The sequence below is a fragment of the Streptococcus sp. 3167 genome (genome assembly GCF_013277175.1).
In the GTDB taxonomy this organism is placed as follows: Bacteria; Bacillota; Bacilli; order Lactobacillales; family Streptococcaceae; genus Streptococcus; species Streptococcus pseudopneumoniae.
This window is the reverse complement of the sequence record NZ_VMML01000024.1, coordinates 44665-60186: the sequence shown is the minus strand read 5'-3', so window position 1 is coordinate 60186 and position 15522 is coordinate 44665. Positions and strand designations below refer to the sequence as shown.

Sequence of the window (15522 nt, the reverse complement as noted above, 5' to 3'; positions counted from 1 at the left end):
CGCCACAATGTCCAACAATCATGAAGCGCGTGCTTCAGCAAGTCCGCTGACTTTGTCTATCAACAACTTCCTTCCCCTTTTTTAGGGACTCAGAAAATGAAGAAAATTGCTTTTTTCCAGTATTCTTGAAAATCCGACATTTTCCAACATTTACCCGTATATGTAAAAACACCCATACTAACCCCATATCCGCCTTGTTTTTTATTCTGGTATTATTTACCGTCTGACTACTTAAAACCAAAAATAAGGGGTTCTCGTAGCCCCTAGCATGATATAAAACCTTTTTGATAATGGCTTGCCTGCTGATGTATTTTAGAAAGGTTTATCATCATGAAAATAACTGAAGTTATAAAAAAAGACGGTAGCAAAGTCTATCGTGCTAATGTATATTTAGGAGTTGACCAGGTAACAGGAAAGAAAGTTAAAACTAAGGTAACGGGGCGGACACAAAAGGAAGTTAAGCAGAAAGCCAATCAAGAAAAAATTACTTTCCAGAAAGATGGTTGTACTAGACAAAAGGCTAGCACCATAAAAAACTATCAAGAATTAGCCAATCTCTGGCTAGAAAGTTATAAGAATACGGTTAAGCCAAACACTCAAGGCAATGTTAGAAAGCTAATCGATAATCATATATTGCCTATTTTTGGGGCTTACAAGCTCGATAAGCTCACTACTCCACTTATCCAGTCAATTATCAACGAACTTGCTGACAAGACTAATAGAGGGGAAAAAGGGGCTTTTCTACATTATGACAAGATACACGCTTTAAACAAACGTATCTTACAGTATGGCGTAACCATGCAGGCTATACCGTCCAATCCTGCGCGTGATGTTGTTTTACCTCGTAACACTCAGAAAGCAAAGCGGAAAAAAGTAAAACACTTTGAAAATCAAGAACTAAAAAAGTTTCTTGGTTATCTCGATAATTTAGATAGCGATAGATATCGTTACTACTATGAGACAACGCTCTATAAGTTCCTATTGGCTACTGGTTGCCGTATCAATGAAGCTTTAGCTCTTTCCTGGTCTGATATAGATTTAGATAATGCCGTGGTACATGTTACCAAAACACTAAATCGTGATTTAGAAATTAATAGCCCAAAATCTAAGGCTAGTTATCGGGATATAGATATAGATCAAGCGACTGTTAGCATGCTAAAACAGTACAAACTACGCCAAGCTAAAGAGGCTTGGAAGATAGGGCAACGTGAAAGCGTGGTATTTTCTGATTTCATTCATGACTATCCTAGCAGTTCAAGACTTAAAAGAAGATTGCAAACACATTTTAAGCGTGCTGATGTTCCTAACATTGGATTTCACGGATTCCGTCACACTCACGCTAGTCTCTTGCTTAACTCTGGAATACCATACAAAGAACTCCAGTACCGCCTAGGTCATTCCACTTTATCAATGACCATGGATATATATAGCCACCTCTCAAAAGAGAACGCAAAAAAAGCAGTATCATTCTACGAAACTGCACTAAAAGCACTATAGGGGGAGCAAAAAGGGGAGCAAATTTAAAAATCAACATTTCAAGACAAAGTAAAAATCCAATAGCAACAGGATTTTTGTTAGATTTATTTTGAAAAAGGCCGATTTTGTAGTATAATAGTACGGTGTGAAAAAATCTGAAAAATGAGAAAGGATAAGGGATATGAAACAAGTTTTTCTCTCTACAACAACTGAATTTAAAGAGATCGATACGCTTGAACCGGGTACTTGGATCAATCTCGTCAATCCGACTCAAAATGAATCACTCGAAATCGCCAACACCTTCGATATTGATATTGCCGACCTTCGAGCACCGCTCGATGCGGAAGAAATGTCTCGTATTACCATTGAAGACGAGTATACCCTGATTATCGTAGACGTGCCGGTCACGGAGGAAAGAAATAACCGCACCTACTACGTAACCATACCGCTTGGTATTATCATCACTGAGGAAACCATTATCACTACGTGTTTGGAACCACTACCTGTCCTTGATGTCTTTATCAACCGTCGTTTGCGTAATTTCTATACCTTCATGCGCTCACGTTTTATCTTCCAGATTCTCTATCGCAATGCAGAACTTTACCTAACAGCCCTTCGTTCGATTGACCGTAAGAGTGAACAAATCGAAAGTCAACTGCATCAATCAACTCGTAATGAAGAATTGATTGAGCTCATGGAATTGGAAAAAACTATCGTCTATTTCAAAGCCTCCCTCAAAACAAATGAGCGCGTGATTAAGAAATTGACCAGTTCAACCAGCAATATCAAGAAATACCTTGAGGACGAAGACCTGCTTGAAGACACCCTGATTGAAACCCAACAGGCCATCGAGATGGCAGACATTTATGGAAACGTCTTGCATTCTATGACAGAGACCTTCGCCTCTATCATTTCTAACAACCAGAACAACATCATGAAAACCTTGGCTCTTGTGACCATCGTCATGTCCATCCCAACCATGGTCTTTTCTGCCTACGGGATGAACTTTAAGGATAATGAAATCCCCCTAAACGGAGAGCCAAATGCCTTCTGGTTAATCGTCTTTATCGCCTTTGCTATGAGTGTCTCGCTCACTCTCTATCTCATCCATAAAAAATGGTTCTAAGAGGAGTTCCTATGTCTCAGATTGATCTACAAAAATTAACTAAGAAAAACCAAGAGTTTGTCCACATTGCTACCCAACAATTCATCAAAGATGGGAAAACAGACGCTGAAATCCAGACTATTTTTGAGGAAGTCATTCCCCAAATCCTTGAGGAGCAATCTAAAGGTACAACTGCCCGTTCCCTATACGGCGCACCAACTCATTGGGCTCATAGCTTCACTGTCAAAGAGCAGTACGAAAAAGAGCATCCAAAAGAAAATGATGATCCAAAACTGATGATTATGGACTCAGCTCTTTTCATCACTAGCCTCTTTGCCCTTGTCAGCGCCCTCACAACCTTCTTTGCGGCAGATCAAGCTTTCGGCTATGGATTGATTACTCTTCTATTAGTTGGACTGGTTGGTGGATTTGCCTTCTACTTGATGTACTACTTTGTTTACCAATACTATGGACCAGATATGGATCGCAGTCAACGTCCACCTTTCTGGAAATCTGTACTAGTTATCCTAGCTTCTATGTTCCTTTGGTTGCTTGTCTTCTTTGCAACAAGCTTCCTACCAGCTAGCCTTAACCCAGTACTGGATCCATTGCCACTAGCTATTATTGGAGCAGCCCTCCTAGCCCTTCGCTTCTATCTCAAGAAATGCTTGAATATCCGTAGTGCAAGTGCAGGACCAACACGCTATCAAGAATAAGAAAACGATAAAAGCAACTGCAGGTGCGGTTGCTTTTTCACTTACTTTTTTGATTTTAAAGTATTCTTCTGACATCCACATAGCTCTATCTAATCTTTTGTGATAAAATAGGCTCATACTCAATGAAAATCAAAGAGCAAACTAGGAAGCTAGCTGCAGGTTGCTCAAAGCACAGCTTTGAGGTTGCAAATAAAACTGACGTGGTTTGAAGAGATTTTCGAAGAGTATTAAAAGTATTCTTCTGAAATCCCACATAGCTTTCTCTTATATTTTGTGATAAAATAGGCTCAATCTATTTCTAGGAGGATCAGATATGATTTCTACTATTGGTATTGTTAGTTTATCTAGTGGCATTATCGGAGAGGACTTTGTCAAACACGAAGTAGACTTGGGTATCCAACGTCTCAAGGATCTGGGACTCAATCCTATCTTTTTGCCCCATTCGTTAAAAGGATTAGACTTTATCAAGGACCATCCTGAAGCGCGTGCAGAGGATTTGATTCATGCCTTTTCTGATGATAGCATCGATATGATCCTATGTGCCATCGGTGGAGACGATACATATCGCTTACTACCTTATCTTTTTGAAAATGACCAACTCCAAAAGGTTATCAAACAAAAAATTTTTCTTGGCTTCTCGGATACAACCATGAACCACCTCATGTTGCATAAATTAGGAATCAAGACTTTTTATGGTCAATCCTTTTTAGCAGACATTTGTGAATTAGACAAAGAAATGCTAGCCTATAGCCTTCACTACTTTAAAGAATTGATTGAGACGGGAAGAATTTCAGAAATCCGCCCTAGTGACGTTTGGTATGAGGAACGAACTGATTTTAGTCCCACGGCCCTGGGAACACCTCGTGTCAGTCATACAAATACAGGTTTTGACTTGTTGCAAGGAAGTGCCCAGTTCGAGGGGAAAATCCTCGGTGGTTGCCTCGAATCCCTCTACGATATCTTTGACAACTCTCGATACGCAGATAGCACGGAGCTCTGCCAAAAATACAAACTTTTCCCTGACTTGTCAGACTGGGAAGGGAAAATCCTCTTGCTCGAAACAAGCGAAGAACAGCCTAAGACAGAAGACTTCAAAAAGATGTTGCTAACTTTAAAGGACACTGGCATATTCGCGGTCATCAATGGACTCTTGGTCGGAAAACCTATGGATGAAACTTTCCATGATGACTATAAAGAGGCACTATTGGATATCATTGACAGCAATATCCCGATTGTCTATAATCTGAATGTCGGCCACGCAACTCCAAGAGCAATTGTACCCTTTGGGGTCCATGCTCATGTAGATGCACAGGAACAAGTCATTCGCTTTGACTATAACAAATAAAGCTGGGAAAAGTTTCTCAGCTTTTTCTCAGTATCATTACTGGTATTTTCATCACATACTACTGATAGCTAAAATGATCAAGGAGAGGCTGTTGCTTAACATGTGAATAAGTAGAGGATAGTAGATATTCTCCTTTTCTTTCACATAAGTAATAGAAAGGGCAAGGCCAGCACCTAGATAACCGACTGCACCGACCCACTCGGATAGATCCAAGCTGTGCATATGAGTTAAGGCAAAAGCAAGGCCGGCTATAAAGATACTCAGCCAAGTTGGCAGACTTTTTCTCAAATATCTCAATAGAGTTTGACGGAAAATTAATTCTTCTACCAGAGATCCAATAACACAAGCAAAAACAGCTATCAGTATTGGTTGCTCTTGAAAAGTGCTTTGAATATTCGACTGGTTTAGACCTTGTCCGACTAGCCCAAAAAACTGCTTCAACATCTCTGATACAAATTCAAAGACAACAGTCATCAGAAAGAGAAAAAGCCATCCTGTTAAGACGCCAAAGAAGAATTTCCTTTTAGTCTTTCTAATCTCATTCCATTGTTTGATCAATCTATCCTTAAATAAAAAAGAACCATATAGAGCTAAAACTACATAAACTAGATAATTTGCAATGGCAGATGGCATTAAAGAAGCCAGCAATTTAACGCCATCAAACACAAAGAGGACTGTATAGAGAATCGCAAAAATCAGAATTCCCTTATTTTTGTTAGACATCATTTAAGACCTTTCCACTCACAATCATTCTCGTGGTCATCAACTAGCCCTGAAGCCTGCATAAAGGACAAAACAGCGACTGGGCCTGTGAACTTGAAGCCTCGTTTTTTGAGATCTTTGGCTAATTTCTCAGATAAGGGTGTTTTAGCTGGGGCTTGGCGATAATCAGGAACATCGTTAACGACAGTTTTCCCCTCAACAAAAGACCAAAGATAGGCATCAAAAGAGCCGTACTCTGCCTGTAACTGTAGAAAGGCTTGGGCGTTAGCGCGTGTAGCAAAAATCTTGGCTCTATTTCGAATGATAGCTGGATTCTCCAGCATGGCTTCCAATTCAGTGTCAGTCATCTCTGCGACTGAGTGAATTTGATAGCTATGAAAGGCTTCTCGGAAAGCTTGGCGTTTGTTGAGTACCGTTTCCCAAGACAGGCCTGCCTGATAGGTTTCCATACACAACAACTCAAACAATGCTTGGTCATCATGGAGGGGCTGACCCCACTCCTCATCATGATAGGCGATGTAGAGCGGGTTGGTCATCTTGACCCACGAACAACGTTTTGTCATTCTCTGCTCCTATTTGACCAACATTTTAAGGGCCGACTTGATATAGTTCTCAGCTGTATCTGTCGTTCCTTCAAAGAATTTCTTGATTTTCTTGAGCTCTGTTGCCTTGTAACCCAGAGCCAACATGGCTTCCATAGCTTCTTCTAATTCTTGGTTTTCAGCACTTGCTTGCACTGCGACCTTGGCAGGAAGGTCATCTCCTGCAACTACTACCTTGCCTTCCAAGTCCAGCACCATCTGCTGGGCTGTTTTCTTGCCAATTTTAGGGAACTTGGTCAAGTAGGTGATGTTCTTGGTTTCAATGGCTTGAACCAAGCCAGCATTGTCATCGGCAGCGATAATGGCGAGAGCTGATACAGGGCCAATCCCAGAAACCGAAATCAGACTAAGAAAGAGCTTTTTCTCATCCTCTGAGCGAAATCCATAAAGCAAATGGGCGTCCTCACGCACAACCTGATGCACATAAATCTGAGCCTCCTGATTAACCTGACCTGAATAGGCATAAGGATTGGCCACATGCAGGATATAACCAATACCATTGGTTTCAAGAACAATGTATTTGGCAGTAATTTTGGTAATGATTCCTTTTAAATATGCGTACATAGTGTTCCTTCTCTCTTATTTCGTTTATCTAGTATATCATATTTTCTTTATCCGAGGAGCGAGAATCGATTATCACAAATACAGTATATCAAAAACAATCGGTATTTATCTGTTGACATATTCAAAATTAAGTACTATAATCATCTGTAATTGAATAACTATCTTCAGGGCAGGGTGCAATTCCCTACCGGTGGTATAGCCCACGAGCCGAAAGGCATGATTTGGTGAAATTCCAAAGCCGACAGTATAGTCTGGATGAAAGAAGATAAAAGTATATTTGTGCTTTTTGCGTGCTCTGAAATGATTACTTGTCATTTCAGAGCATTTTTGTTAATCGCATAAGTTTTCTTTTGTATGCCTTGAGTAGTTCCCTATTCAAGGTATATTTTTTGGAGGTAGTGAGATGAGCGATTCAAAATATATGAAATTAGCAATAAAACTGGCACAAAAAGGGGCTGGTTACGTCAACCCCAATCCTATGGTCGGCGCAGTTATTGTAAAAGATAATCACATCATCGGACAAGGTTATCATGAGTTTTTTGGTGGCCCACATGCTGAGAGAAATGCTCTTAAAAACTGTAGAAAATCCCCTGTCGGAGCGACGCTTTATGTAACACTTGAACCCTGTTGTCACTTCGGGAAAACACCTCCCTGTATAGATGCTATAATCGATAGTGGTATTACAAGAGTAGTCATTGGAAGCCTAGACTGTAATCCTATTGTATCTGGAAAAGGAGTAAAGATACTTGAGGAAAATAATCTTCAAGTTACTGTTGGAATTTTAGAAAATGAGTGTCTTAACTTAATAAAAAGTTTTAGAAAGTATATTACCCAGCATGTACCCTATGTTTTTATGAAATATGCAATGTCAATGGATGGAAAAATAGCCACTAAAACAAATCAATCCAAATGGATTACTGAAGAAGAAGCAAGAAAGCATGTGCATCAGTTACGACACCATGTTAGTGCAATTATGGTGGGAGTCAATACTGTTATTCAAGACGATCCTTTGCTGACATGTAGATTGGAGGAAGGGAAAAATCCTATCCGTATCATATGCGATACACATTTACGAACTCCTCTTACCTCTAAAATCGTAAAAACAGCAAATGATATTAAAACTTACATTGCCACTTCCTCTGAAGACAAAAATAAAATGAAGCTATATCAAAATCATGGCTGTGAAATACTTTCCATAAAGAAAAAAGGCAATCATATAGACTTATCGAGTTTAATGCAACATCTAGGAAACATGCAGATTGATAGCCTAGTTCTAGAAGGGGGCAGTCTAATGAATTGGAGTGCTTTGGAACAACAAATTGTTGATGAGCTGAAAATATATATTGCACCAAAAATTTTTGGAGGCAGTGCCAAGTTTCCTGTCGGAGGTGAAGGCATTTCTTTGCCAAATGACGCTATTAGATTGAAACCTTATGCTTTTTCTCAAATAGGAAATGACTATCTCATAGAAAGTGAAGTGATTTATCCATGTTCACAGGAATAATTGAAGAAATCGGAAAAGTTGAAAGAATACAGAAAGACTCTCGTAATTGTAAACTATCAATTAAAGCCTCAAAAATATTAACGGATATCCATTTAGGCGATAGTATAGCAGTAAATGGTATCTGTCTTACAGTTACTCATTTCAATCATCAATCCTTTACAGTTGATGTAATGAATGAAACATGGAGTCGAACAGCTCTTACTCTATTAAAACATGGAAGTGAGGTGAATCTAGAAAGAGCCTTATCTGTCAACGGTCGACTTGGGGGTCACGTCGTTACAGGACACATTGATGGTACAGGAAAAATCTCGTCAATAAAAAAAGATGATAATGCTGTATGGTATCAAATCAACACACAAAAAGAAATTTTAGATTTAATAGTTGAAAAAGGATCTATTACAATTGACGGCATTAGTTTGACTGTCGCTAAAGTCTCCAAAGTAAACTTTTCAGTATCTGTTATCCCTCATACCTTGGAACAAACCATTCTTAAGAGTAAACAAGTCGGGAGTACAGTAAATCTTGAAAATGATATCTTAGGTAAATATGTGCAAAAACTGATGGATAATTCTCCAAAATCAGAAATATCTAAGGAACTATTATATCAAAATGGATTTTAGCAGAAAGGATAATCAGTCAATGGAATATCGAAAAATACAAGAAGCATTAGAAGCATTGCAGAAGGGACGACTTGTTCTTGTTATAGACGATAAGGATAGAGAAAATGAAGGAGACTTAATTTGTTCTGCACAAGCAGCTACAACAGAAAATGTTAATTTTATGGCTACTTATGCCAAAGGATTAATTTGTATGCCTATGAGCGAAAGTTTAGCTAATCAATTAATGCTTTCACCTATGGTTGAAAACAATACAGATAATCATAAGACTGCTTTTACAGTTTCAATTGATTATAAAGAAACGACCACAGGTATTTCTGCCGAGGAAAGAGGACTGACCGCACGTATGTGTGTAGCTGAAGATATAACACCCTCTGATTTTCGCAGGCCAGGACACATGTTTCCTTTAATTGCAAAAAAAGGTGGTGTTCTAGAAAGAAATGGACACACAGAAGCAACTGTTGATTTATTAAAATTAGCTGGACTAAAAGAGTGTGGCCTATGTTGTGAAATAATGAATCATGATGGCAAAATGATGAGAACAGATGATTTAATTCAGTTCTCGAAGAAACACAAGATTCCACTAATTACCATCAAAGAATTACAAGAATATAGAAAAGTATATGATCAGCTGGTAGAACGAGTTTCAACTGTCAATATGCCTACTAGATACGGTAATTTCAAAGCAATTAGCTATATAGATAAACTAAATGGGGAACATCATCTTGCTCTTATTATGGGAAACATAGAGGATGAAGCCAATGTATTATGTCGGGTCCACTCCGAATGTTTAACAGGAGATGTTTTAGGCTCTTTACGTTGCGATTGTGGACAGCAATTCGATAAAGCTATGAAAATGATTGTTGAGAATGGTTCGGGTGTCTTACTTTACTTGCGACAGGAGGGACGAGGAATTGGACTTATCAATAAATTAAAAGCCTATCATTTACAAGATCAAGGCATGGATACGCTTGATGCCAATCTTGCATTAGGCTTTGAAGGTGATTTAAGAGAATATCATATTGGAGCACAAATGCTTAAAGACCTAGGACTACAGTCACTACATTTACTGACAAATAATCCTGACAAAGTTGAACAGTTAGAAAAATATGGAATTACCATTTCCAGTAGAATACCAATCGAAATAGAAGCCAATCCTTACGATAGTTTTTATTTAGAAACAAAGAAAAATCGAATGGGTCACATTTTAAATATGGAGGAAAAATAAATGAACACTTATGAAGGTAATTTAGTAGCGAACGATATTAAAATCGGTATTGTTGTAGCGAGATTTAATGAATTTATAACTTCAAAATTATTATCTGGAGCACTGGATAATCTCAAAAGAGAGAATGTAAACGAGAAAGATATCGAGGTGGCCTGGGTTCCAGGAGCTTTTGAAATACCTCTGATTGCATCAAAAATGGCAAAAAGTAAAAAATATGATGCAATTATCTGCTTGGGAGCTGTCATTAGAGGGAATACAAGTCATTATGATTATGTATGTAGCGAGGTATCTAAGGGAATCGCCCAAATCAGTTTAAATAGCGAAATCCCAGTTATGTTTGGTGTGCTAACGACAGATACAATTGAACAAGCCATAGAACGAGCTGGCACTAAAGCAGGAAATAAGGGTTCTGAGTGTGCACAAGGCGCTATTGAAATGGTCAACCTAATTCGTACATTAGACGCATAGAACAGACTCTACTTTTAGACGAATAAAGAAACTTGGCAAAATCGCAATTTAATACTCTGTGAAAATCATAGAGCAAACTAGGAAACCAGTCGCAGAGTGGTAAAACACAACTTCGATGTTACAGACAAAACTAGCAAAATTAGCTCAAAACACTGTTTTGAGATTACTGATAAAACTGACCTGGTTTGAAGAGATTTTCGAAAAGAATTAGGAAAAAATGAAGTAAATATTTCTATGATAAAACGCATAAAATCAAGGTTTTTGAACACCTGATTTTATGCGTTTTTCTGATTTTGAACATTTTTCCCAGACTTTTTTATACTTTTAATATTTCCCCAACTCACGGAGACTGGTGTGATTTTCCTGAATACGTCGGAACATCTTTTCCATATCCGACTTGGTAAAATGCACCAAAACAGGACGTCCGTGAGGACAGTTATAGGGATTGTCACATTGAGAAAGCTGATAGAGGAGTTGTCTAGCTGAATGATCATCAATACGATGATTGGCCTTGATAGATCGCTTGCAAGACATCATGATAGCCAGCTCTGCTCGGTATTTCTTGATAGAAACTTCCTTGGTCAAAAGGAGCATGTCGCACATCTCATAGATGCCTGATTCAATCTCTTCTTCTGCCATCCAAATAGGATGTTCACGTAGAATAAATTGATTTTCTCCGTACTCTGCTAGAAAGACGCCCACTTCCTCTAAGAGAGGCATTCTTTCCTTGAGACGCAGGGCATCATCCGCAGGAAATTCAAAGATATAGGGCACTAGGAGTTGCTGCTGGCTCTGGTCAACATTGCCAATGCTTTCACGGTACTCCTCGTACTTGACCCGTTCCTGAGCAGCGTGCTGATCTATGATGTAAAGTCCATCTCGCCCTTGGGCAAAGAGATAAGTCCCGTGCATTTGTCCGAAAAACTCCAACTCTGGGAAGCTGGATGCTTCTTCTCGCTCCAGTTTGTCATAAGCCTTATCGATGCTAGCAAGATCTAACTCTGGATGGTCTAGCTGGTCGTAGTTAGCAGGTTTTCTCTCTGCAAAATGCAGTTTTGCTGGCTTGGTCAATCGGTCCAAGGTTTCCTTGGCAAACAGGGTCAAATCCTGCCCTTCATCAGTCAATTCTACCTGATAATCAGCCACCTCAGCTTGACTAGGTATTGTCGGCTCAGTTTTCTCATAGTAGAGCGTATTTTCTTTGAGTGGGAGAATAGTTTGCTCCACCTTCTCACGATTACGCACGGTCGATTTGGCAAGATTTTCCAAGGCATCTGGAATCAAGGTTTGTTCCTTGAGACTATTTGCAATAGCTTCTGAGACCAACGTCATCAGTTCTTTTTCCTTGGAAATCCGCACCTCTTGCTTGGTTGGATGCACATTGACATCCGCTAGATAAGGGTCGATATGAATGTGAACGACAGCCAGTGGAAAACGCCCCACCATGAGCTTACTGCCATAGCCGTCAAGAATTGCACGATTGAGCAGGAAGTTCTTGATATAACGGCCATTGATAAAGAGGCTGATATAATTGCGGTTAGCCCGAGTCAACTCAGGCAAGGACACAAAACCTGAAATTTCGAAATCTAGGTCAGAGTTCTCAATTTCAATCATCTTCTTGGCACTGACCAAACCGTAAATCCCTGCGATTGCTTGGCGCAATTGACCAGTCCCTGCTGTCCGCGTCATTTCCTTGCCATCACTAATCAAGCTAAAAGAAATCTCAGGATGGGCCAAGCCCAGACGGTTGACGATATCAATGATATGAGACAACTCTGCTTGCTGGCTCTTCATATACTTGAGACGGGCAGGCGTGTTGAAAAAGAGATCCTCCACACAAACCTTGGTTCCCACAGGACTAGTCGCTGGGATGACTTCCTCAACTTCACCCCCACGCGCTACTAACTTGGTTCCATGACTAGCACCATCCACCGCCGTTAACAGAGTCAAGACACTAACAGACGCAATAGAAGGCAAGGCTTCACCACGAAAACCAAGCGTCCGAATCCGAAAGAGGTCTGCTTGATTTTTTATCTTACTAGTCGCATGACGACGCAGAGCCAGCTCCACCTCATCGTGGGCAATTCCATGACCATTATCTGTGATTTGGATTTTCTTGAGACCAGCTTCCTCAATCTCAATGATAATCTGACTAGAACCAGCGTCAATAGCATTTTCTACCAACTCTTTGACCACACTGGCAGGACGTTCAATGACCTCCCCAGCTGCAATCTGGTTTGCCAACACCTCTGGTAATTCAATAATATGAGACATCTTTCAGCCCCTTTCCGTATCTATTTTCCTAGAAATTGATTAGTGCTATTATACCATATTTCAGAAAGAACAGAAAAGCTCCACCACATAGGAGCCCAATCCCTCCACATAGACAAGGTTCCTTGCCATGGGCTATAAAATAGTGTTTAATAAGGATATACAGGAAGTGATCACAACCTTGTATAACTGAAAAGGAGAGAAAACTATGAAAGTAGAACTACAGATTAGTGAGACTTACGAGGAGGAAAAGCTGATTGTCCAAGCACCTCAAGAAACCGAAAAAGTCCAGAAAGTCATCGAGTTCGCAGAAAATCTGGACCAAAGAGAAAAAATCAAAGGAAAAATCGATGATCAGGTCTATCTAGTTGAGATTGGCAAGATTCAGCGCTTCTATATCGAGAATCGGAAGGTTCTAGCAGAAACCGCGAGTCAGACCTACAGCATTGATTTGCGACTCTATCAGGTTCTTAAACTCTTGCCAACCAATTTTATCCAAATTTCCCAATCAGAAATCATCAATATCGATTCCATCTCTCACCTCAAGCTCACGCCAAACGGTCTGGTAGAAATTTTCTTGAAAAACGAAAGCTTCACCTACTCTTCACGCCGTTATCTAAAAACCATCAAGGAGAAATTAGAACTATGAAAAAACAAGTATTTCACGATGCAGCTGCCGGTGTTCTTATCGGCCTCATCCTCTCTATCCTCTTTTCACTCATTTATGCACCAAATACCTACGCACCACTAAATCCCTACTCTCTCATCGGTCAAGTGATGGATCAGCATCAGGTTCACGGTGCCTTGGTCTTGCTCTACTGCACACTTATCTGGGCAGCCATTGGTATGCTCTTCAACTTTGGCAACCGCTTATTCAGCCGTGACTGGAGCATGCTTCGTGCCACTCTGACTCATTTCTTCCTTATGCTGGCTGGCTTCGTCCCACTAGCAACTCTTGCTAGTTGGTTCCCTTTCCACTGGATTTTCTACCTCCAGCTCATTATCGAGTTTGCGATTGTCTATCTCATCATCTGGGCTATTCTCTATAAAAGAGAGGCTAAAAAAGTAGATCACATCAATCAACTCTTGGAGCATAGAAAATAGGCACCTCATAATAAGCAAATCCGAGAAAGAAACTTCTCGGTTTTTCTTTATCCTGCTGCACCTTACTATAGTGAAATGAAATAAGAACAGGATAAATCGATCAGGACAGTCAAATCGATTTCTAACAATGTTTTAGAAGCAGAGGTGTACTATTCTAGTTTCAATCCGCTATATCATAACAGTTATTTCAGATCTTCTTTGTAAATTTTCTATCTTTTTTCAAAATACTCTTACATTTTTCCAAAATTTTTTGTAGAATATAGATTACATATCCAGATTATTCTGAAAATTCAAAAAGGAGTATTTATCATGTCGCAAGCTATTTCCTTAAATCAATCAACCTGGGCAAGCAAGCTAAAAGCAATGGGACCTGGAATCCTAATGGCAACTGCCGCTGTTGGCGGTTCTCACATTGTATCTTCCACTCAAGCTGGCGGTTCTTACGGTTGGTCTCTACTTCTCTTGGTCATCTTAGCTAATGTCTTTAAATATCCATTTTTCCGTTTTGGTGCTGAATACACCGCTGATACTGGAAAGACTTTGGTTGAAGGTTATGCCGAAAAAGGAAAACTCTATCTCTGGATTTTCTTTATCCTCAATGTCTTTTCGGCTATGGTCAACACGGCTGGTGTTGCCATTCTGTGCTCAGCTATCATCGCCAGCGCCTTCCCAATGATTGGTCTTAGCATCACTCAGTGGTCCCTCATTCTCGTTGCCATCATTTGGGCTATGTTACTCTTTGGAGGCTACAAACTTTTAGACGGCATGGTCAAATGGATTATGTCTGCTTTGACCATTGCGACTGTTCTTGCAGTTATCATTGCGGCGGTCAAGCATCCCGAATACAGCTCTGATTTTGTTGAGAAAACACCTTGGCAAATGGCAGCTCTGCCCTTCATCGTCTCCCTCCTAGGATGGATGCCGGCTCCTATTGAAATTTCAGCTATCAATTCACTTTGGTCAGCTGAAAAGAGAAAGACCGTCAACTTTAACACAGAAGACGCTCTGTTTGACTTTAACACTGGTTATATTGGAACAGCTATCCTAGCCGTCTTCTTTGTGGCACTGGGAGCACTGATTCAGTATCCTACAGGGCAGGCGGTTGAAGCCGCTTCAGCCAAATACATCTCTCAATTCGTGGGCATGTATGCCTCTGTTCTTGGCGAATGGTCCCGTTACTTGATTACCTTTATTGCCTTCTTATGTATCTTTGGAACAGTTATCACTGTTATCGATGGCTATTCTCGCGTCAATCAGGAATCTCTCCGACTGCTAATCAGTCAAAAAGAGGACAATCGTAAATCTTTGAACATCTGGATGACCATCACTGCTATCATCGGTATCGTCATTATCAAGTTCTTCGCTGGTCAGGTATCAACCATGCTCCGCTTTGCCATGATTGGCTCTTTCCTGACAACACCATTCTTCGCTCTTTTGAATTATGCCTTGGTAACGCGTGAAAACAAAAATCTTCCTTCTTGGCTCAAACACCTTGCCATTGCAGGATTGATTTTCCTCTTTGGCTTCGCCATCTTCTTTATCTACGCACTCGCAATCGGAAAAGCAGGGTAAGGGACAAGCGCGAGATGAAGATAAGGTTTCATTTCAAGAGAAAATTCAGCAAATATTTCTATGATAAAAAGCATAAGAACAAGGTTTTGAAGACCTGAACTTATGCTTTTTTACGTTCTTAAAGACTGTTTATACTCAAAAAACAGTTGAACAACTTCAACCACCTCTTATAAGAACTTTATACTATTCGAGAATCTCTTCAAACCACGTCAGCTCTATCTGCAACC

Annotated in this window: 15 protein-coding genes and 1 riboswitch; of the genes, 11 read left to right on the top strand and 4 right to left on the bottom strand. The window is 39.9% G+C overall.

All coding sequences use genetic code 11. From position 1 onward, the window contains the following. Nucleotides 1-330: 330 nt before the first annotated feature. From HT678_RS04135 to HT678_RS04120, 4 genes are all read left to right on the top strand, one after another. Complete coding sequence (locus HT678_RS04135) at nt 331-1497, top strand: site-specific integrase (RefSeq protein WP_050222791.1); 1167 nt, start codon at nt 331-333, stop codon at nt 1495-1497. Nucleotides 1498-1657: 160 nt separating this feature from the next. After that, nucleotides 1658-2602: a magnesium transporter CorA family protein gene (locus HT678_RS04130; RefSeq protein WP_000815629.1), complete on the top strand. Its 945-nt coding sequence runs from the start codon at nt 1658-1660 to the stop codon at nt 2600-2602. Nucleotides 2603-2613: 11 nt separating this feature from the next. Beyond that, entirely contained in the window at nt 2614-3297 is a 684-nt protein-coding gene (locus HT678_RS04125) for a DUF1129 domain-containing protein (protein ID WP_031222700.1), read from the top strand. Between the two features lie 313 nt (nt 3298-3610). Further along, complete coding sequence (locus tag HT678_RS04120; RefSeq protein WP_023939701.1) at nt 3611-4642, top strand: S66 peptidase family protein; 1032 nt, start codon at nt 3611-3613, stop codon at nt 4640-4642. Between the two features lie 51 nt (nt 4643-4693). Here the strand turns inward: HT678_RS04120 and HT678_RS04115 are convergent, their stop codons facing one another. Genes HT678_RS04115 through ruvA form a run of 3 tightly spaced genes read right to left on the bottom strand, consistent with a single transcriptional unit; the run spans nt 4694 to nt 6531 of the window. Then, a complete protein-coding gene (locus HT678_RS04115; RefSeq protein ID WP_023939702.1) occupies nt 4694-5368 on the bottom strand; it encodes a type II CAAX endopeptidase family protein in 675 nt (224 codons plus the stop codon). Next, the gene (locus HT678_RS04110; RefSeq protein WP_050111754.1) at nt 5365-5928 is read right to left on the bottom strand and encodes a DNA-3-methyladenine glycosylase I; all 564 of its coding nucleotides are present in this window, start codon (nt 5926-5928) and stop codon (nt 5365-5367) included. Before HT678_RS04110 ends, HT678_RS04115 begins: the two co-directional genes overlap by 4 nt. A gap of 9 nt (nt 5929-5937) precedes the next feature. Next, entirely contained in the window at nt 5938-6531 is a 594-nt protein-coding gene (gene ruvA / locus HT678_RS04105) for a Holliday junction branch migration protein RuvA (protein ID WP_000271487.1), read from the bottom strand. Between the two features lie 156 nt (nt 6532-6687). Further along, a riboswitch (FMN riboswitch) is annotated at nt 6688-6802 on the top strand. Nucleotides 6803-6934: 132 nt separating this feature from the next. Here ruvA and ribD point away from each other — a divergent pair. The 4 genes from ribD to ribE (HT678_RS04085) are packed head-to-tail and all read left to right on the top strand — an operon-like array spanning nt 6935 to nt 10348. Next, the gene (gene ribD / locus HT678_RS04100; RefSeq protein ID WP_001284104.1) at nt 6935-8035 is read left to right on the top strand and encodes a bifunctional diaminohydroxyphosphoribosylaminopyrimidine deaminase/5-amino-6-(5-phosphoribosylamino)uracil reductase RibD; all 1101 of its coding nucleotides are present in this window, start codon (nt 6935-6937) and stop codon (nt 8033-8035) included. Continuing rightward, nucleotides 8020-8655: a riboflavin synthase gene (ribE, locus tag HT678_RS04095; protein ID WP_000493842.1), complete on the top strand. Its 636-nt coding sequence runs from the start codon at nt 8020-8022 to the stop codon at nt 8653-8655. Before ribD ends, ribE (HT678_RS04095) begins: the two co-directional genes overlap by 16 nt. A gap of 19 nt (nt 8656-8674) precedes the next feature. Then, a complete protein-coding gene (locus HT678_RS04090) occupies nt 8675-9880 on the top strand; it encodes a bifunctional 3,4-dihydroxy-2-butanone-4-phosphate synthase/GTP cyclohydrolase II (RefSeq protein WP_031222701.1) in 1206 nt (401 codons plus the stop codon). Then, on the top strand, nt 9881-10348 hold the full coding sequence (gene ribE / locus HT678_RS04085) for a 6,7-dimethyl-8-ribityllumazine synthase (RefSeq protein WP_001099497.1): 468 nt from the start codon (nt 9881-9883) through the stop codon (nt 10346-10348). Between the two features lie 324 nt (nt 10349-10672). Here ribE (HT678_RS04085) and mutL read toward each other — a convergent pair whose 3' ends face one another. Further along, nucleotides 10673-12622 carry a DNA mismatch repair endonuclease MutL gene (mutL, locus tag HT678_RS04080; RefSeq protein ID WP_023939706.1) on the bottom strand — a complete coding sequence of 650 codons (1950 nt, stop codon included), beginning with the start codon at nt 12620-12622 and terminating at the stop codon, nt 10673-10675. A 205-nt stretch (nt 12623-12827) separates the two neighbouring features. Here mutL and HT678_RS04075 point away from each other — a divergent pair, with 205 nt between their 5' ends. From HT678_RS04075 to HT678_RS04065, 3 genes are all read left to right on the top strand, one after another. Then, nucleotides 12828-13268, top strand: a complete 441-nt coding sequence (locus HT678_RS04075; protein WP_000861956.1) for a LytTR family DNA-binding domain-containing protein — start codon at nt 12828-12830, stop codon at nt 13266-13268. Next, the gene (locus HT678_RS04070; RefSeq protein WP_023939708.1) at nt 13265-13723 is read left to right on the top strand and encodes a DUF3021 domain-containing protein; all 459 of its coding nucleotides are present in this window, start codon (nt 13265-13267) and stop codon (nt 13721-13723) included. The genes HT678_RS04075 and HT678_RS04070 overlap by 4 nt, the downstream gene beginning before the upstream one ends. 309 nt (nt 13724-14032) lie before the next feature. Next, a complete protein-coding gene (locus HT678_RS04065) occupies nt 14033-15295 on the top strand; it encodes an NRAMP family divalent metal transporter (protein ID WP_000075789.1) in 1263 nt (420 codons plus the stop codon). Nucleotides 15296-15522: the final 227 nt, after the last annotated feature.

Coding starts and splice junctions, on each gene's coding strand:
- HT678_RS04135 (WP_050222791.1), top strand. CDS start 331: ATGAAAATAACTGAAGTTATAAAAAAAGACGGTAGCAAAGTCTATCGT.
- HT678_RS04130 (WP_000815629.1), top strand. CDS start 1,658: ATGAAACAAGTTTTTCTCTCTACAACAACTGAATTTAAAGAGATCGAT.
- HT678_RS04125 (WP_031222700.1), top strand. CDS start 2,614: ATGTCTCAGATTGATCTACAAAAATTAACTAAGAAAAACCAAGAGTTT.
- HT678_RS04120 (WP_023939701.1), top strand. CDS start 3,611: ATGATTTCTACTATTGGTATTGTTAGTTTATCTAGTGGCATTATCGGA.
- HT678_RS04115 (WP_023939702.1), bottom strand. CDS start 5,368: ATGATGTCTAACAAAAATAAGGGAATTCTGATTTTTGCGATTCTCTAT.
- HT678_RS04110 (WP_050111754.1), bottom strand. CDS start 5,928: ATGACAAAACGTTGTTCGTGGGTCAAGATGACCAACCCGCTCTACATC.
- ruvA (WP_000271487.1), bottom strand. CDS start 6,531: ATGTACGCATATTTAAAAGGAATCATTACCAAAATTACTGCCAAATAC.
- ribD (WP_001284104.1), top strand. CDS start 6,935: ATGAGCGATTCAAAATATATGAAATTAGCAATAAAACTGGCACAAAAA.
- ribE (WP_000493842.1), top strand. CDS start 8,020: ATGTTCACAGGAATAATTGAAGAAATCGGAAAAGTTGAAAGAATACAG.
- HT678_RS04090 (WP_031222701.1), top strand. CDS start 8,675: ATGGAATATCGAAAAATACAAGAAGCATTAGAAGCATTGCAGAAGGGA.
- ribE (WP_001099497.1), top strand. CDS start 9,881: ATGAACACTTATGAAGGTAATTTAGTAGCGAACGATATTAAAATCGGT.
- mutL (WP_023939706.1), bottom strand. CDS start 12,622: ATGTCTCATATTATTGAATTACCAGAGGTGTTGGCAAACCAGATTGCA.
- HT678_RS04075 (WP_000861956.1), top strand. CDS start 12,828: ATGAAAGTAGAACTACAGATTAGTGAGACTTACGAGGAGGAAAAGCTG.
- HT678_RS04070 (WP_023939708.1), top strand. CDS start 13,265: ATGAAAAAACAAGTATTTCACGATGCAGCTGCCGGTGTTCTTATCGGC.
- HT678_RS04065 (WP_000075789.1), top strand. CDS start 14,033: ATGTCGCAAGCTATTTCCTTAAATCAATCAACCTGGGCAAGCAAGCTA.